Here is a 21,709-nt window from a genome sequence, read left to right as displayed (position 1 = left end):
ATTGAATGGAGAATCGGAGATAGTGCGTTGATGCTCATCTCCGGTAAGGAAAAATATGATTGCGTTAATCCAGCGGGTAACACAGGCAAATGTTGTTGTTGAGAACGAAATGGTCGGGGCAATTGGTCTTGGTCTGCTGGTATTGTTGGGCGTTGAAAAAGAAGATGATCAACAAAAGGCAAAACGGTTATGTGAGAAAGTGATAGGGTATCGGATATTCAGTGATGAGCAGGATAAAATGAATCTGAATGTCCAACAGGTTGGTGGCAGTTTATTGGTTGTTTCCCAGTTTACGTTGGCTGCTGATACTCAAAAGGGAATGCGCCCTGGTTTTTCTGGTGGCGCAAGTCCGGATAAGGCTGATGAGTTATATCGCTATTTTGTTGAACGATGTCGCCAAAGTGGTGTAAAAACAGAAATCGGGCGGTTTGCTGCCGATATGAAAGTCAGTCTGACAAACGATGGGCCAGTCACTTTCTGGTTGCAGGTATAGCCACGAAAAGCAGCCAGTTAAAGCACAATTACCCCCGATTACACATCATTATCAAAAGAAAGGGGCAGTTTCTATGTATCATCTGCGAGTACCTGAAACAGAACAAGAACTGGAAGCATATTATCGATTTCGTTGGGAGATGTTGCGTAAGCCACTGCATCAGCCTGTAGGCTCTGAGAAAGATGGTTATGACACCATGGCTCACCACCAGATGGTGGTGGATGAGAAAGGTAACCCGGTGGCGGTAGGGCGTTTGTATATCAACGCAGATAGCGAAGGGGCCATCCGCTTTCTGGCAGTACATCCTCATGTGCAAGGCAAAGGGCTAGGAAAACTGATCGCAATGGCTCTGGAGTCCGTTGCTCGTCAGGAAGGGGTTAAACGGGTGGTATGCAGTGCCCGTGAATACGCGGTAGATTTTTTCAGTAAACTGGGGTTCGAAAATCGCGGGCCAATTACTAGCCCGCAGACAACCCCGATTCGCCATTTTCTGATGATCAAACCTGTTGCGACACTTGATGATATTCTTCACCGGCCGGATTGGTGCAATGAACTGCAAAAAGCCTGGTACAGACATATTCCCCTCAGTGAAAAAATGGGGGTACGGATCTCTCAATATACCGGCCAGAGTTTTATTACCACGATGCCGGAAGCAGGGAATCAAAATCCTCACCAAACTCTCTTTGCGGGTAGCCTGTTCTCACTGGCAACGCTGACCGGTTGGGGGTTGATTTGGTTGTTGTTACAAGAACGCCAATTGGGGGGTGATATTATTCTGGCTGATGCTGATATCCGTTACAAAAAGCCTGTTATTGGCAGGCCAAAATCTGTTGCGGATCTTAAAAATATGAGCGGCGATTTGGCTCGCCTTGCTCAGGGCAGTAAAGCGAGAGTGAAGTTGGAAGTGACTGTTAGCGGTGATCATGGGCTAGGTGCCGTGTTTACCGGCACCTATATGGTACTGCCAAATGCTTACACGGCGATAGCTTGATAAGAAGCACGTTGCAGGAACAGGATATTTTCGTTTTGGTCTTAAATGCGGTAGCGAGAGCTGTTCAGGATAACAATTTGGATATGTCTAGTTTTGTCCGCTTGGTATTAACCAGAGTAACAAAGGAACGCCACATTCCTAATGCCACAACGCAGGCGGCGATCCGTGAGCTGGAAAGTGGTGGTGGTACAAGTGTAGGTACTGTAGATGAATTTTGGGATGAAATTTTTAAATAAAATATGCTCAAAACTATTTAAACTGTGATCTCATCCCAAATAGCCCAATTTTTGGGCTATTTGGTGTGATTGGTTGTTTACACGGCTATAGCTTAGTAATTGAGCAGGTTTCACAGTTTATGGTAGATATCTGCCCTTTATCGATAGTTTGAATTTCTTTGCCTGATTGTTTATCAGTAGCTTCAAGTGTGCCACTGATGGAACTTCTCACGTCGTCAGCAGAAAGATCTCCTTGTACCCGCAGAGTGAAATTGCCTTTGCCCTGTAATTTCAACGGAACCCAGCCCCATTGATGCAAAATAGCTAAATCCGCATCCATGCCCTGAAAACTTAAAGAGAATGGTTTCTGTATCTGTTGATCTACTGTGCCTTTAATTTTCAGTAACCCATCATCAACAGAGGCATCTAATTGGTCGAGGATGAGTTTATTTCCCTCTGTGTGTAATTTAAGGTAAGGGCGGTTTAATTCAACTTTGTTGAATGTTGCGCTGGTGGCACTCAGATTTGAAGAACCGCTCCAAATCCCCCATCTTCCATCTTTCAGTAATTCCACATTATGAACATAACCATTAAGAGCGGTAAGCTGGAATGGAAAATCGGGATTGATATCAATCAACAGGCTGTTATTGATTGTCAACCCGTTAATGGAAAAGCCGGATATCCACTCAGGCAATGATTGTTTCAGTAACTGATGCCAGTTTTGCGGCAAGGTATAAGTTAAACCAGCAACCGTTGCATTTGCGATTTTGAACTGTTTTGTTTGGTGGTTCCATTGCGCTTTAATGTGGAATAATCCCTTTTCCCAGCGGGCAGTAAGATTGGAAATATTGAGTTCATTTCCGGCAAGAAGAAGGTGACCAATAGCGTCGGTGACATAAAGATCATTTAGCGTCGTATCCATGACGTTGAAATCAATAATTCCTTCTTTCTCTTGCCAGTTCCCGTTAACCAAACCGACATTCTTTACTGAGGCATCCAGATAGTTAGCAGACCAGCTTTTACCTTCTAGTTTGGCATTAGTGAGGCTCAGATCTTTAATGTTCACTGCGGGTAGTTTACTGGCTTTCAGCCATAATTCTTCAAGTGTCATTGAAGTCTGCCAACGAATATCACTGATAAGTAAGTTATCCCACTGCCAGCGCCCATCGGGTAGACGTTGCCCATTCCCGGATACCGAACCGTGTGCCAATGTTGCACCAAATGAATTGATAATCAGTGTATTCTGTTGGCTATTCCCTTGCATAATCACCTTTTCAAGAGAAATATCATTTAAGTTCAGCTTATCGGCACTGAACTGAAATTTCCCACTCCCTGCCAATCCATCTGATTGAGGGTTCCAGGGAGTGATCCCGCCGGTAATATTTTGCCCTTGGATCGGCCAGTCTGCATTTTCTGACTGAATAGACATTTGATTGAGTTGCAGGATATTGGCGCTAAAAGGTAAAGATTTTTGCTGACCTTTTATCGCTAATTGGCCCTGTTGCAATAACAGACGGTGGAAATGACGCGGGGAAGTGAGTTGCTGCCAACTGAAATCGAATGCCACAACCTGAGCTTCTAAGGTAAAAGAGAGTTGTTTATGACTAAGGGCGATATTGGTGAATGTCAGGGTACGGGGTTGTGACCAGCGATGTTCGATATTGCCAATCTGAACTTGATAATCACTGTTATTACTGAGCCATTGACTCAATTCGCGAGCGCCCCAACTTGTCTGAATAACGACATAAAGAGTGACTCCTGTCAGTATTAGCAGTAATGACAGAGTAACCAGCAATTTCCCTAACCATCTCATCATCAGACTCCAGTTTAATCAGCTTATTACCTCCTTTTATGCCGTAATTTTTGCGTTCACTCAAGAGATGGTGAATAAAAATTATGAGCGAGGAGAAATTATTATTTGTAACACTTGCATAATTGAACGATAAAACCACAATACCAATAAATAACTATATTAGTTGTGAATTTTAATAATTTTCAGATATTAATTTTTACTTAATTGTATCTTTCGGCTCTCATGCTAAGTTGTTTTTTATTAAGGTGTTATTGGGCTTGTATGAATTGTTAATAGTTATATTGTGTGATTAATATAATTATTAAATCTCTATTTTATTGTGTGGAAATATAGCTAATAACATCTGGATGAATTAATGTGTTAATGGATGGTTATAAGTGGAATAATGATATTTTCGTAATTCCCTCTATTCCTTTCTCCGTTTGGCTGATTCTTGAAATAAGACTTCATAGTTCACTTTCACCCATCTTCCAGCAAATAAATAACGTAAGGAATCTATTATGTCAGAAAGCATGAAACAAAAATTGTCGAATGAAAGCAGTATCCGTATGACCAGTCCACTTACTGGAAAGGAGTTCCTGGATGGACTAAACGATGGCCGGGAAGTCTGGGCTTATGGTGAACGTATCCACGATATCGCCCGCCATCCTGCCTTTCAAAATCCAGCCCGCGCTGTTGCGAAACTCTACGACGCTTTGCATGATCCCGTTCATCGTGACGTACTGACTACGGCTACAGATACCGGTAGTTGTGGTGTAACCCATCCTTTTTTCCGTATACCGCGCTCACAGCAGGATTTAATTGCTGATCGTGATGCTATCGCCGCGTGGGCTCGGATGAATTATGGTTGGTTGGGTAGAAGCCCTGACTATAAGGCCGCATTTCTTACCTCACTAGGCGTAAACCCGGAGTTTTATGGTGAGTTTGCTGATAATGCAAAGAACTGGTATGCCCGCTCACAGGAAAACGTGTTTTACTGGAATCATTCGATTATTAACCCGCCGGTAGATCGTCATTTACCCCCTGATGAAATTGGTGATGTTTGTATTCATGTTGAAAAAGAGTGTGATGATGGATTAATTGTCAGCGGCGCGAAAGTTGTTGCTACGGGGTCGGCGATCAGTCACTACAACTTTATTGGTCATTACGGCTTACCGATAAAGAAACGGGAATTTGCGTTGGTTTGTACCTTACCGATGAATGCGCCAGGTCTGAAATTAATTTGTCGTCCCTCTTACGCACTGGCGGCTGATAAAATAGGCAGTCCTTTTGATTATCCACTCTCTTCCCGATTTGATGAGAACGATACGATTATTATTATGGATAAAGTGAAGGTTCCTTGGGAGAACGTATTTATCTATGGAGATGTCAATAAAGTCTCGTTATTTTTTTCTGAATCGGGTTATTTTCATCGGGCTATGCTGCATGGCGTGACTCGTCTGGCGGTTAAACTTGATTTTCTTTGTGGATTAATTATTAAGGGTGTTGAAGTCACGGGTACGAAGGATTTTCGGGGCGTACAGACACGGGTTGGTGAAGTATTGGCATGGCGTAATATGTTTTGGGCTCTCAGTGATGCGATGATTAAATCTCCAGAGCCTTGGGGTAAGGATGCTCTATTACCTCGATACGAGTATGGAATGGCTTATCGTTGGTTTATGACGCTGGGTTACCCGCGGGTAAAAGAAATTATCGAACAGGATTTAGGGAGTGCCTTGATTTATGTTAACTCTCATGCCAGCGATTTTTCCAACCCGGAACTGTCTCCCTATCTGGATAAATACGTGCGTGGCTCCAATGGTTACAGCGCTGTTGAGCGAGTCAAGCTCATGAAACTGATTTGGGACTCGATCGGGACGGAATTCGCGGGCAGGCATGAATTATACGAGCGCAATTATTCCGGCAACCATGAAACTGTCAGAATAGATGTGTTACTGGCTGCCCAAGCCTCTGGCTTGGCGGATAGATGTAAGGGTTTTGCTGAACAGTGTATGAGTGAATACGATCTTGATGGTTGGATCGGTGACGATTTTATTTGGCCTTCCAGCCGCTAGAATATAAATCATCATCACGCACGATGATGAAATAAACGTGCGTGATGAGCTTGCTCACAAATTCTGTTACCTTACATGATTCACCCTGGTCACATTTTTATATGTTTTAACTTGTGTTTGTCGCCGATTTTTTTTCTAATCCAGCGTTGCCTGCTTTTTGGCGTTTTCTAAAGGATGAGTTTAACGTCGTAATAACTTACATAACTTTAACAATATAGCTGGGGTACATAGATGTATCATCTTGATGTTTATGGCACGCTCGTTGCGTCCGCATTAGTACTATTACTTGGGCGTAAACTTGTACAATCAGTCCCATTCCTTGAAAAATACACCATTCCTGAACCTGTTGCGGGTGGCCTGTTAGTTGCTCTTCTACTTTTAATACTTAAGCAAACGACCGGTTGGGAAATCAGCTTTGATTTGTCTCTTAAAGATCCTTTGATGTTAACTTTCTTTGCCACTATTGGCCTGAATGCGAATCTTTCCAGCTTGCGAGCGGGTGGTAAGGTACTTTTCACTTTTGTCTTTATCGTTGTTGGCTTGTTGTTGGTTCAAAACACCGTGGGTATTGTGCTGGCTGGACTGCTGGGGCTGGATCCATTAATGGGCTTGCTGGCGGGTTCTATTACGCTGTCGGGTGGTCATGGTACTGGCGTGGCTTGGGGTAAACTGTTCGTTGAGCGTTATGGTTTTGAAAATGCGTCAGAAGTGGCTATGGCCTGTGCGACGTTTGGTTTGGTGCTGGGTGGTCTGATTGGTGGCCCGGTCGCGCGTTTCCTGGTGAGAAATACAAAAACCCCAGGATTGAAGGCAGATGATACCGAAGTGCCGACGGCGTTTGAAAAACCTTATACCGGCCGGATGATTACACCGCTGGTTATGCTGGAAACTATCGCATTGATCTCTATCTGTCTGATGGCAGGTAATTTTGTGTCTGAGCTTATGCAAGGTACATGGTTTGAATTACCGACATTCGTCTGTGTATTATTTATCGGGGTTATCCTCAGTAACAGCTTGTCAGCGTTAGGTTTTTACCGGGTATTTGACCGGGCGGTTTCTGTGTTGGGTAACGTCAGTCTTTCGTTGTTCCTGGCAATGGCGTTGATGAGCCTGAAATTGTGGCAGATGGCATCTCTGGCATTGCCAATGTTAACCATTCTTGCGATACAGGCAGTTGTCATGGCGTTGTATGCAATTTTTGTTACCTATCGTGTGATGGGGAAAAACTATGATGCAGCGGTTCTGGCTGCGGGTCATTGTGGTTTTGGCCTGGGGGCGACACCGACTGCCATTGCAAATATGCAGGCGATTACCGACCGTTTCGGTCCCTCTCATGTGGCGTTTCTGGTAGTACCAATGGTAGGGGCGTTCTTTATCGATATCGTTAATGCGATTGTGATTAAACTCTATCTCTTGTTGCCAGTATTCCCGGCTGTGGCGGGGTAAGTTAGAAAGATACTGCGCCAGCTATTGAGTTGGTGCAGTATTGTTGTTGTGTTTCAGCTTTTCCTGTTCCTTATCTACGATGTACCTGAAGTGATTTACTCTGACATGGAGTTGCTCCGTAACGAACACTTTGTTACATTGTTCCTTGTGGCGCAACGAGGAGCGGTAAGGAATGATAAAGAGTTTCAGGCATAAGGGGCTGCGCCAGTTTTTTGAAAAAGGTGTTTCTGTTGGAATTAACCCCCAGCATGTAAACAAACTCCGCCAACGACTTGCTGTTATTAACGATGCAGAGGATGTAGGGGAAATCAATTTTCCTGGATACAACTTACATCCTTTGACGGGAGATAGGAAAGGGCAGTGGGCAATTACTGTTTCAGGAAACTGGCGTATTACATTCGAATTTATCGACGGTGATGCGTATATCGTTAACTATGAGGATTATCACTAATGAAAATGTTCAATCCCCCTCATCCAGGCGAAATTATTGCTGATTCTTTGGAAGAGCTAGGCTTGGGAATTCGTGATCTTGCGCGGGCATTAAATGTTGCTCCGTCTACGGCTCAACGTTTAGTGTCGTGTAAAGCGGCAGTCACGCCAGAAATGGCGGTAAAGTTATCTAAAGTACTTGGTAGTTCTCCACGGTTGTGGTTGAAATTGCAAGAATCTTATAGCCTTGATAAAGCAGAAAAGACGGTTGATATTTCTAAATTGACTCCGTTATTTAAACCCCATTTGTCTCATGTCTAATATTTAGACATATATATGCAGGGGTTATTACCTAATACATATATGTATTAATATTGGAGTCGTTCACTGATGAAGTGAACTTCTCTAATAATCCGACATTTCGCACCCCATTCAGGAATAAAAAGACTCATATAATTGACCCAATATTTTCAACAATGCATTCTGGTATGGCTGCATTCCCGTCACCATCCGGTGTTAGTTCCTTCGAAGGTTAAAACCATTAAACTGCACATCATTATCCAGTCCGTTGAGGATCATCGCGAGGAAGGCATCCCCATGAGAGACGGTATGCTCCGAGTGTTTTGGGATAATGGAATCAATGATGCGAGGCAACCGAACTTCATGACAAAAAGCAGCGATAATACCCAAATGATCAAGACGTTTAATGACAGGCGCTGGCGTGGACATATTGACTTTCCGGCAAATAAAAGTAACAGATTAAAACTGGAGACTGCCGTCAATCTCATCAACCCAATAAATCCACAAAATATGCGAAAGATCACACTATTTTTAAATCAGGAATGAGGTGCAGAATGACGGTTATATTTATACTAAATAATCTATCTCTTCGATAAATAAAGTACTTTGGCCTTTAGCTAAGGATAAAAAAATGAAAGATGACACTTTATATAACCCTATTGCACATCTTTACGAGAGCTTTTCAGATGCTGCTGACCATATCCAAGTAGAAATCAGAACTATCTTCAATTTGGCAGGAGATATACACGGAAAATCAGTGTTAGATTTAGCCTGTGGATATGGTCTCTTTAGTCGAGAATACAAAAATCGTGGTGCGTCAAAAGTCATTGGAGTCGATATATCAGATAACATGATAGCAATTGCGAAAAGCAAATCACAACAATACGGTGACGATATCGAATTTCACGTAAGAGATGTCTGCAAGATGGAGTCATTTGGCGAATTTGACATAGTGAATGCAGCCTGGTTATTCTGCCATGCAGAATCTATTGAAGACCTTGAAACTATGTTCCGTGTCATTGCCGCTCATCTCAAGCCTTCCGGCAAACTAATTGCGTATACCTTTGAACCTGATTATCGATTAGAGAAAGGGAATTATGAAAATTATTGTATAAAAATTCTGAGTGAAGAGCCCGTGAAAGACACAACTCTCCTGAGAGCAGAATTTCTTACCACACCACCCAGCCCTTTCACTATGTATCGTTGGAGTCGTGAACAATATCAAACAGCGATCCAAAAGGCGGGGTTCAAACAATTTAGCTGGCAAAAACCAATGCTGTTAAAAAGCGATATTGAGGATTATCCCCTAGGTTTTTGGGATGATTATCAACGAAATTGCCTTGATACTGCTCTTGTTTGTCAGCTTTAACAAGATAATCCCCGAGATCCTCTGTTTTTCCTACACAAATCCCCCGATGAAAATCGAGGGATTTTTTTGAATTTCCCTCGTCCCGCTAAAATTTTTAGCCTGCTCTTATTCTCTCTAGAGGGTATATTTTTTCGTATGGTTTCTGTTTTATCATTCCGTGTATTCAAAATCGTAAAATAAGGTAGACAACGATGAAGCTTTTCAACGCTTTGGGATTTCACTGGGATCGGTCTGCTGTTCCTCTTATTGTTCCGATTCATTCTATTGAACGGGTATGTTTCCGTTTTCACCGGATGTTGCCAGAATTCGTTTGGGATGCCAGCGTGCTTGAAGGCAATCCTTTTACTTTCCCAGAAGTGAAGACATTATTGGACGGTGTAACCGTCGGTGGCAGGAAAGTTTCTGATCAGGAACAAGTACTGAATCTCGCAGAAAGTTCCAGGCGACTGTTATTTATGGTGAAAAAAGGTCAATTTGAGTTGACCAAAGCTACATTTACTGAACTTCACCGCATAGTTGCCCGCAACGAAGCCTTGGAATGGGGACGGTTCCGTGGAGAAGGGCAAGAGGAGAATTACACTCCAGATGTCAGTTTGGGTGAGTATGGTCGGCATACTCCGTTACCTACTGTACCCGGCGCGCCAGAATTGAACCGCATTTTTCAAGCCGGTATGGCTGCATTGGATGAGTGTCAGCCTTTTGAAAAAGGGGCTGCATTCTTCCTTTTCGGTGCGCTACAGCAATTCTTCTTTGACGGTAATAAACGTACTTCCCGTTTCATGATGAACGGTATTTTGATGTCAAATGGCATCGATGCAATCAGTGTACCTGCGGCAAAACTACATGAGTTCAACGAAAAGATGGTGCGCTTCTACTTGAGCAAAGATGCTTCTGAGATGATGGCGTTCCTTGTGGATTGTCACCCGGAAGCAGAGCAAATTCGTGCGGTGAATACACGAAATTAGCGATCACTGCGCCTGGCCTGTTTGGGATTCGTCCCGATATGTTTTCAATCATGTATTACCATAATGTGTACTTCGGTAACTAGCGTTCAATCCATGTTCTTTCCCCAAGGGGAGGATGTCAAGTGTAATTCATTTACCAGCGATTCTATACTCCACTTATAGCAAAAAATTTTTATTGCATTACAAATGTCATGCAATAGAATGCAATACAAATGTCATTACAGGAGATAACGTTATGAGTACTATTCAGATCAGAGTTGATGAAGAACTTAAAAAAAGTGCGTATCAGACATTTGAGAAACTGAACTTATCGCCATCCGATGCGCTGCGTCTCTTTCTGCGCTATGTTGTAGAGCATGAAAAGCTGCCGTTCGCTGAAGTTTCCGTTATGGTGGCAGATCATGATGAAGATGCAGACATCTTAGCAGTGGTGCGTGACCGTCTTAAAAATCCCGCTAGACGTATCAGGGTAAACCTTGATGATATTTAATATCGACTTCGACGAACGAGCCCTGAAAGAGTGGTACAAACTGGATCAAAGCATACGCGACCAGTTTAAAAAGAAGCTACGGAAGTTACAGAACAATCCCTATATTGAGTCAGCTAGATTACACGGTGATCTGGCTGGCTGCTTTAAAATTAAGCTCCGTTCTTCAGGCTTTCGTCTAGTTTACCAAGTGATAGAAGAAGAGATCGTAATATGGGTGATTGCTGTTGGTAAACGGGAAGATGCGAAAACTTATGAGATAGCGTGTAAACGAATTGTATAATAAATATACCACAATGAAATTGTCCCGATGCTGGGTGATAAGATTGAGGGCTTCGGTCTGACAATGCAGAGCATCCTAGCGTGATGATATTCCAATTACCGACACTGGCAGGCAAAAAACTCAGGGATATCCGCCGCAAAAACAACCACGATGAGGTGCTGGATTTCACCTGTCGGCGTGGCCGATTCGAATTTCGGGTTATCCGGCGCAGCCTGGCGAGACGGTTTTTGCCTTCAATCTCCTTTCTCAAGGTAGCCAAAAATGTTGATGTCTGGTTGTTGCCGATATTGGGCGCGATTATTCATCATGCCGGGTCGGAAATTGATCTAAAGTTTAAATCAACCAATTAAATCCCTGAAACTATTGATCACCTTTAATCTTAATCACTGGCGTTAACGTTTTGACGCGTGAATTTTTATCTGACAGCAGAGCAATCGGCATTATTACCCGTGAATCATAATCGTCTAATAGGTCACTCTGAATGTCGATAATGAAAGGGTATTGCGCCCTCGATTTAGGGATTTATTGCGGTAAACGGCGTACTGAGCTATCAAATAACCCCGTATTCATCATCATCGGTAAATAGCCCTGCACTACGCTCAAATTCATTGAAAGCGTCGATACCGGCTTTGTTTTCAGCTTTCCATTGCTGTCTTCTTTTCTCACGAACAACATCGGACAACATTTTATCTAGTGTTGCTGATAAGTTGATCCCTAAATCACGGGCTTCATCTACCACCTCATTCTATTTGGAATATTAGCTCTCCCGTCTTGTTATTACCAAAATTACTTTTCAAATAAAAATTAAAAGACAATAACTTCATGAAATAATTTGCAATGTAAATCCTAAAAAAACCAAAACAACTCACTTTTTTATAAACAGAAAAGATATTACGCCCTCATGGTAATTTTTATTCTTTGCTTTACAGCCAATCATTACAAAATCATGTTATATATTTAAGTTACATGTTTACGTATTAATAAAATTAGCCATAAAGATATATATCCCCGCTAAATTCTGTCGCTCAAGTCTCATAATTTTAATTTTTACTCTTTATCGATAGAAATAATCTGAGAATAACTGCCGAAAAATCAATTTAGCATTAACCTATAGTTATCAGCCAATAAAATTTTTCTATTATATTATTAACCAAATGTTGGGACTAAACACCTAGTCTGGAAATATCTTTATCAGTCAAGCAGAAAAACAAGTATTAGGGGCGAAAGTAAATAGCTCAGGAATGGAATCTCCATTCCTGATTATGGCGATTTAATTGGGTCCAGCTCTCATTTATTTATCTTGATGAGATATATTAGTGCCGCTATCTTGTACATGATCATTAAAAACAATAATAAAACTGTTATGAGAAGCAGAATATGATTTTTCAGTATCTCGCTGTATTACTGACAATATAAAACCATGCGTATCGGATAGATCCCACACCTTTACATCTTCACAATCAATATCTAAATATTCTTCTTTACCCTCTTCCCCATATTTACTAACCGAAACTTTAATTGGTTCACTTGAGAGATTTTTAACATAAATCATAAATCCTCCACTATATCAATAACGAATATTTGTATTTAATTCAATGGTATAATAACGGAAATTAAATTAATAAAACCAGTGAAATAATAAAAATTTTTTAGACAGATTGTGCCGAATATAAATAATTTATCTGTTCGCCATTATTCTCAATCTTGTCATTATAAATAATTATGTAGCCATCTGATCTAATTGAATACAACCATGTGACATTATCCTTGAATGCTACTGACATTAAAAAACCGAGCTCATCTGATCTACCCCATTATAGATTTATATCTATTCCCGTTTTAACCTTCTAGCATAACGTTGCGCTAATACCGCACACACCACTAACTGAATTTTAGCAAAATCCACCTTATATCCCCGCCCGCACTGGATGAGGGTTTACGGCGGATTTTGCTAAATTCTTCTGCTTAAATCTGGTAGATTCACCTGATTTTATTTATTCTTATAATTCGGCTTTTCATTCCTCAATAAATAATACATTATCAATTAAACGGAATAATTCAAAGAAAGCTCTGTAGCAGAGCATCTTAATAATTGGATAAAACCAGATATCCCTATTTTTGGCGGTGTTGAGAAACGAAAAACCCGCTCTGATATATTCTCAATCACGCATTACCATAATGTGTGCGTTCCGGTAACCAGCGTTCAATTAGGGCGATGGCATGTTCCGGGTAATGCTGGTGAATATGTCGGGCAATACGCTGTACTTCCGGCAACATACTCTGATCTCTTAGTAAATCAGCAACCTTAAATTCGGCATTCCCTGTCTGACGTGTTCCCAATAATTCACCGGGACCACGAATTTCCAGATCTTTTTGTGCGATAACAAAACCATCATTACTGTCTCTAAGCACTTGCAGGCGTATTCTTGCGGTACTGCTTAAGGGAGTTTTGTAAAGTAAAACACAATGAGAAGCGATAGCCCCACGGCCAACTCGTCCGCGTAATTGATGCAATTGCGCCAGTCCAAGCCGTTCCGGGTTATCAATAATCATCAAACTGGCATTCGGCACATCCACACCCACTTCAATAACCGTTGTTGCGACCAGAAGCTGTAGTTCTCCATGTTTGAAAGCTTCCATTATTTCCTGCTTTTCTGCGGCCTTCATTCGGCCATGTACCAATCCGACTTTCAGTGCCGGTAAAGCAAGAGTGAGCTCTTCACTGGTGGCTTGTGCCGCTTGAGCTTCCAGCACCTCAGAATCTTCAATCAGCGTACAGACCCAATAGACTTGTCTATTTTCATCAAGACAGGCGTTTTTGATCCGTTTGATCACCTCTTCACGACGTGTATCCGGGATTGCAACCGTTGTGACCGGCGTTCTCCCCGGTGGCAGTTCATCAATAACAGAAGTATCAAGATCCGCGTAAGCGGTCATTGCCAGAGTACGGGGAATCGGGGTTGCCGTCATAATCAGTTGGTGGGGATGAAAGCCTTGCTCACGCCCTTTTTCCCACAAAGCCAGACGTTGATGAACACCAAACCGATGTTGCTCATCAATAATCACCAGCGCCAGACCGGAAAATTTAACCTGTTCCTGAAACATGGCATGTGTGCCAACAATCATAGCGACCTGCCCATTGGCAATGGCTTCTTGTTGTTTCTGACGTGCTTTCCCTTTTTGTTTACCCGCCAGCCAGCCGATCTGAATCCCCAAAGGTTCCAGCCATTGCCGGAATGTATTTGTATGCTGTTCTGCCAGCAATTCAGTCGGTGCCATCAGGGCAACTTGTTTGCCATGTGCAATGGCCCGCAACGCAGCCAACGCGGCAACCAGCGTTTTTCCTGAACCAACATCTCCCTGAATCAATCGCATCATCGGAACATCTTTTGCCAGATCTTGCTCAATTTCTGCTACAACCCGTTGTTGCGCGTGAGTTGGCGTAAATGGCAGACGGTTGAGGAATTGCTGTTTTAACTCGTTTTCAGCCGGTAGCGATTGAGCGTGATGGCGTTGTGCGCCAGCTCTGACTGCCAACATACTCAGATGATGAGCGAGAAGTTCTTCCAGAATGAGGCGGTGATGAGCCGGGTGTTTGCCTGTTTCCAGCTCCGCCAGCGCAATATCTGGTGGTGGGCGGTGCAGAGTATGCAATGCTTGTGACAGGCTGATCATGGAACGGCTTAACGCTCTCGGCAGGAGTTCGTTGATCGCACAGGTATCAAGCAATTTCAGAGCCTGATCAATCAGCTTGCGAAGAGCTGCCTGACGAACACCTTCCGTTGTGGGATAAATAGGCGTTAATGTTTCCTGAAGCTGTACGTTTCCAGCATGATTTTGGATTTTATACTCAGGATGGATAATTTCCGCGCCATGAATACCTTTTTTGATTTCACCGTAGGCAACAACCTGTTTCCCTTTTGCCAGATTGTTTTTTATTGCTGCGGTGAAGTTAAAAAAACGCAGTGTAAGCACACCGGTACCATCACTGATTTGGCAAGTCATCATTCGGCGGCGGCCAAAAACAACATTGGTATGGAGGATTTCACCTGTGACTGTGGCATGGATACCCGGTAAAAGATCATTAATCGTATAAAGGCGTGTTTGGTCTTCATAACGAAGCGGGAAGTGCAGCAGTAGATCCTGCAAATTAATCAGTCCCATTTTTGCCAGTTTAGCTGCCTGACTTGCCCCGACGCCATGCAGGGATGTTAAAGGGATAGCATCAAGCAGTTGGCCTTTCATACGATTTTTTTCTCCATTGATTGTGTGGCAGTCCATCCTGTTTTACCGGGCACGATTGGGCCCGGTTCATTATCCATAATAATACAGACGGGTTTAACGTAATCAACGGAATATTCCCCCCAATAACGGGGTAAAAATCATACTGATATGCCGTGGTAAGCTCCTGTAACAGTCAAGGTCATATATTCTTGTATATCAATTAAATTCAACAGCGTGATCTCATAGTGATAAAAAAATAATCAAAAAAAGGTGTTTAAATTCTACCTCTCATCTGTATAACCCTCTGTAGCCCCAGTGAACAACATGCCATTTGGGCAAATTAATGGCGTGCATTTTATCCCCGGGTTTTGTCTGTTCTTGGTTTATGTCTCGGAATTGAGGGCGGGTTTGTCAGGGGATATATAGCTGGGTTGTGCTATCAATATTTGGGAGAAATAATCATGGGCCAAAGAAAATATCTGACTCAGTCAGAAGTGGAAAGCCTGTTGGAAATGGCGAAAGTCGGCGCTAATCCAGAGCGGAACTACTGTTTGGTGTATATGAGTTTTATCCACGGCTTTCGCGTCAGCGAAGCCAGACATTTACGGTTATCTGATATGGAGTTGAAAGAACGATGCCTGTATATCCGGCGGCTAAAAGGCGGATTTTGTACTAACCATCCTCTGTTGCTCCGTGAGGTCCGGGCGATTAAGGCGTGGCTCAAAGTGCGCAAAACTTTCTTGGGGGCAGATAGTGATTGGTTGTTCTTGTCACGTTCTGGGAAGCCGCTTACGCGCCAGCGGATTTACCAGATTATTAGTCGATTAGGGCAATTGGCGAATATTGCCGTCGTTTCGCATCCGCATATGTTGCGCCATGCCTGTGGTTTTGCCCTTGCGGACCGGGGAGTGGATACCCGGCTGATACAAGATTACCTTGGACATAAAAACATTCGTCACACTGTACGTTATACAGCGAGTAATGTTGAACGTTTTCAAGGAGTTTGGGGTGTGAAAGGTAAGCGTTGATCGTTACATTTAGGACCATTTTGACAATCCAGATAGACTTGTCATGAAACTATACTGAAAATTTTCTAATAAAAAAAGATACAGAATTGTATATCTTTGTAAAGCATTATGTATCTACCCTGACCGAACAAAAATAACTCAATTCGTCTGCTTTTAACACATGCAAATCCCAATCTCTTAGGCTCCTTGCTTGAAATTGTTGCTCTTATTTTTCGGAGACAACAACAAAATATCCTTAAATTTTGATGATTACCGTTAAGTTGTTTCGGTAATGCTGTATTTTCATACTAAAATACCAAAGTTTATCTCAATTGTCAAAATGGTCCTAAGTGACAAATTTATGTACAGCTAAGTGTTGCTGTTTATCAGCAAATGGTATGTAAAGTTAAGTCTGATTTTTAATCTATAGTTAAGAGAGATTAATGAAATGAAAAAGATATTAAAGATAAGCGTCGTGGCGGCGTTGGTTTTGGGTGCAGTTTCGACTGCTAATGCGGCGAAGAATGCTGTGGTAACAATTTCTGGCATGGTTTTGGCTGCGACGTGTGATGTCACTACCCCTGGTTCAGGCGGTAGGGTGGATACAGGGAACTATCAGAAAACAGCATTTAAACCTTCGAAAGATCATTTTCCAGAAGCAGGTATTGGGGTTTATGTACCTGAGAGTGAAAGACATTTTTCTATTGCTCTTGCTAATTGTGATGAGGAAAACAAGGAGGCAGATAAGGTTAAGTTGTACGTGACAGGCAATACGCTTAGTAATTCGGGTGGTTATATCTTTAATGCTGAGAAAGATAAAGAGGCAGGTATAGCACTAACTTATAAAGAGGGTGGGGCCGTAAAGACTGTTAAAGCCGAAAGTACAATCCCTGTGCACGTTGCTGCTGTGGCAAAACCGACTGATAAACTCAAGGTCAATGATAGTGCAGTGGATTTCACTGCGTATATGGTAGCAAAGGCCGAACCTACAGCAAGTCAGACGATTGACGTGCCCATTACCTTCTCCTATGCATATAACTAGTTGTTTGTAGTCTTGGCCTGAGGAGCACCTCCTTGGGCTTCCTTTAATGAAAAATCACAGTTAGTTGAATGGTGTCTTTTATAGGCAACGACTGGTTGAGTTCAGGCATGAGAAAAAAGTAATGATCAATAAACTCCGGCTTCCTAACATCGTAGTAAAAAGCCTTGTCCTGGGCATATTTTTGTTTGCGTCACAGAGCTGGGCTGAAGGCGGATTTGGCATCAACGCGACACGCATTATTTTTTTACAGGATAAAGCTGAAGCAACAGTCTCGGTGCGTAATACGACAACTAATATCCCTTACTTGGTGACGGCTAAAGTCAGCACCACCGTTGATGGCAAGGGTAAAACACCATTTTATGTCTCACCACCTTTGTTCCGTTTGGACCCTCAAGGGACCAATACGTTGCGCATCTTGGGTGATACCAGCCAGTTACCGACCGACCGGGAGAGTGTCTTTTATTTTAATGCTACTGCCATTCCCGGTAGTAATGCTCCGGGCCGGCGCTTTGAAAGCGCTCAGGTTAACGGTAGGCTGGCCTATGCCATCGGCAATACCATCAAACTATTTTATCGGCCAACGGGATTAGTGGGAACGCCAGAGCAGGCATACAAAGCACTGCGCTTCACTCATGCTCCTGGTGGCGTTCAAGTCAGTAATAATTTTCCTTATCACATCAGCTTTACGCAGATCAAAGTTGCTGGTGTACCTGTGAAGTTTTCTGATAGTCATCCGCAAATGCTGGCACCTTTTAGTACCCATGTTTACCCCGCTCAAAATAATCAGAACAAAAAGAAAGTGGAATGGGCGGTGATTAACGATCTCGGTGGAGGAGATAATTTCAATGGCACAATCCAATAAAATCGGTATCTCAATGATTCTGTATGTACGCAGGTACCTGAGTTACATCGGTATGGCGGGGGTTTTGTGGCTTTTTGCTACTCCTTTGTGGGCGAAGAATTCTGCCAATGCCAAGTTTAAGGCCACAATCACCCAAGGGACGTGTGATGTCTCTGCGAGCGACAGCAATATCGAACTCGGTACTGTGCAATTTAAAGACGTAGAATCAGGCAAAATCAACAAGGAAGCCTATCTGACGCTGAAAAATTGCACTGCTGTGGTCAATAAAGACAGTATTACTCCCACGATCACCGTTACCGGCGATCACGTTGATACGGATGAAACGCTGTTTCGTAATCGTGATAAACAAAGCCCGGCAATGGGCGTTACTGTGCAATTGAAGACACTCAATGGCGGGGAGTGGTCCTCGGATTTGAAGAACGGAGTCCCGTTTCACTTGGCTAACAAAGGCACAATCGTAAATGACCGCGCTCCTTCTGTTTCTGTGCCAGTCAAGTTTTCACTGATGTGTGCTCAAGTCGCCGGTAAACAGGCAGCTGACTGCAAAAAGACAGGCAAAATTAGCGCAACGATGACATTCACGTTTGATTATCGCTGATGTTATCGGCATTGCAGTGCGATATCTGTTAACAGAAAGAATCATAGAATTAATTTGAGGCAAGTACGATGTTTGGGACAGGACAAGAAAAAAATAGGCTAAATAACCCGTTAGTCTGTCTGATCAAGGGCAGATATGCGGTAATGCGCTGCTTCTGCTGTTCTATCTTGGTTCTATTGTTTCTGGTGAGCAATGGGGCGGCGGCTAAGGTGTATTCTCCCACAAACACGAGTGGAGTGGATGTGGAGCTTACTGCTTCGATTATTCCAGATCCTTGTGATATAGAGATAAGTGGCGGAGGTACCTTGGATTTTGGTTCGTTGTCGGCAGCGAGCTTTGCAAAGCCAGGGGATATATTAAGCCCTCATAAGCTTCAATTGAAGTTGACTAATTGTGGCTATCCGAATGCCAATACTTTCAGTATTCCCGAGATATTTGTGGAAGGTACTACCATCAACAACACACTAAACATGTTCCGTGATTCTGATGGCCCTGATAGTTCTGAGGGGTTTGGATTTGTTCTCATGTATTCAGCCATGTCGGATGATGGGGGGGACGAGATTAATTGGGATAACTTAATACCCGCTGTAATTCCTACATCGCTAGACGATCTTGGTATTGAAATTGATGACCAGCAGGCGGAAGTTCCTCTAGTGGTAGCGATTGCCAGGGAGCGGCAGGGTGATGTTATTCGACCTGGTCAATTACATGCGAGTGTCACTTTTACATTTCTCTATCGGTGAGGGTGATTTATCACGGAGGATACCAAGTGGGAAATGAGAGATAAGGGGCGTTGGATGAAAATGAATAATAAAAAATTTATGAGCAGTTGTTTCATAGGGTATCGCAATCGGACGAAGTATTTGTTGCTCGTCATGATGATGGTCGGGTTGAGTGTCAATCTGGTTCTGCCGGTGCAAGCTGCCATTGACCCGCGTGACCCGCAAGACAAAACAGCTCATTACACATTGAACGGTTTTCTGTTGCCTCCGACTTGTGTGCTGTCAGTGAATGGCGTGTCCGATGGTAACTATCCTATAAACTACGAAAAACCTTACAGGGCCAGTCAGTTCAAGGATGGTGCATCTCTGGAAGAAACGAGAAGAACGTTAACATTCACTCTGTCGGGTTGTAATCAGGCACCTCTCAAAGGGGACGGTTCTCAAATTAGAAAGCAACCGACTCTGCTCGTATGGGGTGATAGGGACCCTGATAGTAACGATTCTTACCTTTTCTGGGCGTGGGGTGCTACTGACTCTAAGTGGATAGGAGTTCGGCTGAGCAAAGAGGGGGGGGCTAACTCGGGATTAGTCAAGGCGCAGTCTCTGTTGGACCCGGTACGCTTCGACTTTGAACCGAACCGTGATAAGAACGATGGTCAAACCATGACATTTTCCGTGGTTCTGGCCGGTGATAAAGGACATCGAGCGGTCGGAGGATACCTAGATATTAAGATACATTTTGAGTTTGAGTATTCGTGATAATTAAATTCAGGTATGCCTGATAACTGTTGCCAGAAGTGAAGTGGAAGGTATGAATATAAAAGCGTGGATAATGGGATTATTGGGGCTATGGGCAATGATGGCGTTACCGGCTCATGCGGGTCTGATGCTAGGACAGACGCGGCTGGTTTATCATCAAAGTGACAAAGTACAAAGTATCTCGTTGCAGAATTCGGGTGATGGAGCGTATCTGATACAAGCGGCAGTGACCTCATGGGATGATACCAAGACTCGGTCATCGGCGTTTACTGTGCTGCCCCCCTTATTTCGTCTAGAGGGTAACAGCGCGAATGTGATGCGCGTTATCCGTACCGGTGGTGATTTCCCGGCTGATCGTGAGTCACTGTTTCGTCTTCGCATCAATGCGATTCCTGCGGGGGTAGCTCCCCGTGAGTCTGATGGGCAACAGGATAAGGTTGATGCATCTTTGTCTATCTCGCTAGGTATGAACATTAAATTTATTTACCGGCCAGATAATCTACCGATGACACCGAGACAGGCGTATTCCCGGCTGACATTTACGCGAACCAGCAATACCGTCGTGGTGGTTAATCCGACGCCGTATTACCAAACGTTTTCCTGGCTGAACCTGGCGGGTGAAAGCATAAACCTGAATAAAGCGCCATCCATGTTAGCGCCTTTTGGTCAGGTGACTTATTCCCTGTCAGGCTTGGCAGGGAAGGCAGGTAAAGCGGCTGATAAGGTGACGTGGGCGATGATGACCGATTTCGGGGGAGAAAGTCAGCCGCAGAACGGTGTATTGCAGAGCCACTAAGTCATGTTTTGGACTGAGTCATATTTTTGGGATGAAGAAACACTACATGGCATGAATGGGATGCCTCAATGAAACAGATATATACAGCTGTGTTGTGTACTTTGTTAATGATCTTGCCTGTATCGCGACTGAAGGCAGAGCTACAGGGGATGTTTATAGATGAGCCGCGTGTGATCTACCTTGAGTCATCCAGCAACGGTGCCATGTCGACTTTCAGTAATAACAGTGACGATAACTACCTTATTCAGTCAATGGTACGGGAAATGGATCCAAAGAGCGGTTTACCGACAGCGGTTAATGCACCGTTTATCGTTATTCCTCCTCTGGGCAAGGTGAATGCGCACAGTAGCCAAGTACTGAAAATCCTTCGCACTGGTGGGGATTTTCCAAAAGATCGGGAGTCGGTGTTCTTTCTGAATGTGCGTCTGTTGCCTGCCGAGAAGGAACATTTTACGCCAAATAACCTTATCCAGATGAAAATGGTCATGGTTTTGGCGGTGAAGTTGTTCTATCGCCCGAAAGGATTACCAAAAGAGGGGGTTACTGGAGCAGTGAAGCAGTTACAGGTATCGGTCAAGGGAAATACTGTGACTCTAACGAATCCGTCTCCATTCTGGATAACGTTGCAGACTTTAAAGGTGAATTCGTTTGCTGTGCCTGTTGGGAGTTTGTTCAGTATGGTGCCGCCATTGAGTCAGCAGAGCTGGTCACTGCCATCGGGTCAAACACTACCGGGCAGTCATGTCACCGTATTGTGGCGAGCTATCGATGAATTTGGTTTAAATACCGGTGAAGAGAGCAGGTCCGTTGTTGTCTCTGGCAGCAATTAGCCAATAGTGAGTGGCGTTGCAGAT

Annotated in this window: 25 protein-coding genes and 1 pseudogene; 20 read left to right on the top strand and 6 right to left on the bottom strand. The window is 43.4% G+C overall.

Annotated features, from left to right (window positions below; genetic code table 11):
* Window positions 1–55: 55 nt before the first annotated feature.
* From dtd to C5471_RS10930, 3 genes are all read left to right on the top strand, one after another.
* Entirely contained in the window at window positions 56–493 is a 438-nt protein-coding gene (gene dtd, locus C5471_RS10940; RefSeq protein WP_133814468.1) for a D-aminoacyl-tRNA deacylase, read from the top strand.
* A 73-nt stretch (window positions 494–566) separates the two neighbouring features.
* Window positions 567–1,484, top strand: a complete 918-nt coding sequence (fabY, locus tag C5471_RS10935) for a fatty acid biosynthesis protein FabY (protein ID WP_133814467.1) — start codon at window positions 567–569, stop codon at window positions 1,482–1,484.
* Entirely contained in the window at window positions 1,481–1,720 is a 240-nt protein-coding gene (locus C5471_RS10930) for a hypothetical protein (RefSeq protein ID WP_133814466.1), read from the top strand. The genes fabY and C5471_RS10930 overlap by 4 nt, the downstream gene beginning before the upstream one ends.
* Before the next feature lie 85 nt (window positions 1,721–1,805).
* On the opposite strand, the gene C5471_RS10925 is transcribed toward C5471_RS10930, so the two are convergent.
* Entirely contained in the window at window positions 1,806–3,515 is a 1,710-nt protein-coding gene (locus C5471_RS10925) for an AsmA family protein (protein ID WP_242688661.1), read from the bottom strand.
* Window positions 3,516–4,060: 545 nt separating this feature from the next.
* Here C5471_RS10925 and C5471_RS10920 point away from each other — a divergent pair.
* The 4 genes from C5471_RS10920 to C5471_RS10905 all read left to right on the top strand — a co-directional run bounded on the left by C5471_RS10920 (window position 4,061) and on the right by C5471_RS10905 (window position 7,762).
* Window positions 4,061–5,566 carry a 4-hydroxyphenylacetate 3-hydroxylase family protein gene (locus tag C5471_RS10920; RefSeq protein ID WP_387466146.1) on the top strand — a complete coding sequence of 502 codons (1,506 nt, stop codon included), beginning with the start codon at window positions 4,061–4,063 and terminating at the stop codon, window positions 5,564–5,566.
* Window positions 5,567–5,797: 231 nt separating this feature from the next.
* Complete coding sequence (gene gltS, locus C5471_RS10915) at window positions 5,798–7,012, top strand: sodium/glutamate symporter (RefSeq protein WP_133814464.1); 1,215 nt, start codon at window positions 5,798–5,800, stop codon at window positions 7,010–7,012.
* Between the two features lie 172 nt (window positions 7,013–7,184).
* Window positions 7,185–7,463, top strand: coding sequence for a type II toxin-antitoxin system RelE/ParE family toxin (locus C5471_RS10910; RefSeq protein ID WP_133814463.1), 279 nt, complete (start codon window positions 7,185–7,187; stop codon window positions 7,461–7,463).
* Window positions 7,463–7,762, top strand: coding sequence for a HigA family addiction module antitoxin (locus C5471_RS10905; protein ID WP_133814462.1), 300 nt, complete (start codon window positions 7,463–7,465; stop codon window positions 7,760–7,762). Before C5471_RS10910 ends, C5471_RS10905 begins: the two co-directional genes overlap by 1 nt.
* Window positions 7,763–8,002: 240 nt before the next feature.
* On the opposite strand, the pseudogene C5471_RS10900 reads toward C5471_RS10905, so the two are convergent.
* A pseudogene (locus C5471_RS10900) lies at window positions 8,003–8,170 on the bottom strand (DUF4277 domain-containing protein); the annotation flags it as partial.
* 202 nt (window positions 8,171–8,372) lie between these two features.
* On the opposite strand from C5471_RS10900, the gene C5471_RS10895 reads away from it, so the two are divergent.
* The 5 genes from C5471_RS10895 (at window position 8,373) to C5471_RS10875 (ending at window position 11,195) form a co-directional block, all read left to right on the top strand.
* Window positions 8,373–9,110 (top strand): class I SAM-dependent DNA methyltransferase, encoded by a 738-nt coding sequence (locus C5471_RS10895; RefSeq protein ID WP_133814461.1) that lies wholly within the window; start codon window positions 8,373–8,375, stop codon window positions 9,108–9,110.
* A 191-nt stretch (window positions 9,111–9,301) separates the two neighbouring features.
* Window positions 9,302–10,075 (top strand): Fic family protein, encoded by a 774-nt coding sequence (locus tag C5471_RS10890; RefSeq protein WP_133814460.1) that lies wholly within the window; start codon window positions 9,302–9,304, stop codon window positions 10,073–10,075.
* 235 nt (window positions 10,076–10,310) lie between these two features.
* Window positions 10,311–10,565, top strand: a complete 255-nt coding sequence (locus C5471_RS10885) for a type II toxin-antitoxin system RelB/DinJ family antitoxin (RefSeq protein ID WP_133814459.1) — start codon at window positions 10,311–10,313, stop codon at window positions 10,563–10,565.
* On the top strand, window positions 10,555–10,845 hold the full coding sequence (locus tag C5471_RS10880) for a type II toxin-antitoxin system RelE family toxin (RefSeq protein WP_133814458.1): 291 nt from the start codon (window positions 10,555–10,557) through the stop codon (window positions 10,843–10,845). Before C5471_RS10885 ends, C5471_RS10880 begins: the two co-directional genes overlap by 11 nt.
* A gap of 80 nt (window positions 10,846–10,925) precedes the next feature.
* Window positions 10,926–11,195, top strand: coding sequence for a hypothetical protein (locus C5471_RS10875; protein WP_133814457.1), 270 nt, complete (start codon window positions 10,926–10,928; stop codon window positions 11,193–11,195).
* A gap of 10 nt (window positions 11,196–11,205) precedes the next feature.
* On the opposite strand, the gene C5471_RS25295 is transcribed toward C5471_RS10875, so the two are convergent.
* The 4 genes from C5471_RS25295 to recG form a co-directional block, all read right to left on the bottom strand.
* Entirely contained in the window at window positions 11,206–11,367 is a 162-nt protein-coding gene (locus tag C5471_RS25295; RefSeq protein WP_133814703.1) for a CcdB family protein, read from the bottom strand.
* A gap of 28 nt (window positions 11,368–11,395) precedes the next feature.
* On the bottom strand, window positions 11,396–11,584 hold the full coding sequence (locus tag C5471_RS10865) for a type II toxin-antitoxin system CcdA family antitoxin (protein ID WP_133814456.1): 189 nt from the start codon (window positions 11,582–11,584) through the stop codon (window positions 11,396–11,398).
* 552 nt (window positions 11,585–12,136) lie between these two features.
* Window positions 12,137–12,397: a hypothetical protein gene (locus C5471_RS10860; protein ID WP_133814455.1), complete on the bottom strand. Its 261-nt coding sequence runs from the start codon at window positions 12,395–12,397 to the stop codon at window positions 12,137–12,139.
* A gap of 611 nt (window positions 12,398–13,008) precedes the next feature.
* Entirely contained in the window at window positions 13,009–15,090 is a 2,082-nt protein-coding gene (recG, locus tag C5471_RS10855) for an ATP-dependent DNA helicase RecG (RefSeq protein ID WP_133814454.1), read from the bottom strand.
* Between the two features lie 440 nt (window positions 15,091–15,530).
* Here recG and C5471_RS10850 point away from each other — a divergent pair, with 440 nt between their 5' ends.
* The 8 genes from C5471_RS10850 to C5471_RS10815 all read left to right on the top strand — a co-directional run bounded on the left by C5471_RS10850 (window position 15,531) and on the right by C5471_RS10815 (window position 21,685).
* Window positions 15,531–16,097 (top strand): tyrosine-type DNA invertase, encoded by a 567-nt coding sequence (locus C5471_RS10850; RefSeq protein WP_133814453.1) that lies wholly within the window; start codon window positions 15,531–15,533, stop codon window positions 16,095–16,097.
* Window positions 16,098–16,524: 427 nt separating this feature from the next.
* Window positions 16,525–17,118: a fimbrial protein gene (locus C5471_RS10845; RefSeq protein WP_133814452.1), complete on the top strand. Its 594-nt coding sequence runs from the start codon at window positions 16,525–16,527 to the stop codon at window positions 17,116–17,118.
* A 121-nt stretch (window positions 17,119–17,239) separates the two neighbouring features.
* Entirely contained in the window at window positions 17,240–17,980 is a 741-nt protein-coding gene (locus C5471_RS10840; protein WP_133814451.1) for a fimbrial biogenesis chaperone, read from the top strand.
* The gene (locus tag C5471_RS10835; RefSeq protein ID WP_242688659.1) at window positions 17,964–18,578 is read left to right on the top strand and encodes a fimbrial protein; all 615 of its coding nucleotides are present in this window, start codon (window positions 17,964–17,966) and stop codon (window positions 18,576–18,578) included. The genes C5471_RS10840 and C5471_RS10835 overlap by 17 nt, the downstream gene beginning before the upstream one ends.
* Before the next feature lie 68 nt (window positions 18,579–18,646).
* Window positions 18,647–19,321 (top strand): fimbrial protein, encoded by a 675-nt coding sequence (locus tag C5471_RS10830; protein WP_133814450.1) that lies wholly within the window; start codon window positions 18,647–18,649, stop codon window positions 19,319–19,321.
* A gap of 33 nt (window positions 19,322–19,354) precedes the next feature.
* Window positions 19,355–20,059: a hypothetical protein gene (locus C5471_RS10825; protein WP_133814449.1), complete on the top strand. Its 705-nt coding sequence runs from the start codon at window positions 19,355–19,357 to the stop codon at window positions 20,057–20,059.
* Window positions 20,060–20,111: 52 nt separating this feature from the next.
* A complete protein-coding gene (locus C5471_RS10820; RefSeq protein WP_242688657.1) occupies window positions 20,112–20,855 on the top strand; it encodes a fimbrial biogenesis chaperone in 744 nt (247 codons plus the stop codon).
* 68 nt (window positions 20,856–20,923) lie between these two features.
* Complete coding sequence (locus C5471_RS10815) at window positions 20,924–21,685, top strand: fimbrial biogenesis chaperone (protein WP_133814448.1); 762 nt, start codon at window positions 20,924–20,926, stop codon at window positions 21,683–21,685.
* The last annotated feature ends 24 nt before the right edge of the window (window positions 21,686–21,709 follow it).

The sequence above is a fragment of the Photorhabdus tasmaniensis genome (assembly GCF_011189505.1).
GTDB classification, from domain to species: Bacteria; Pseudomonadota; Gammaproteobacteria; order Enterobacterales; family Enterobacteriaceae; genus Photorhabdus; species Photorhabdus tasmaniensis.
Note: the sequence above shows the minus strand (reverse complement) of the source record. Positions and strands in the feature narration are given on the sequence as shown.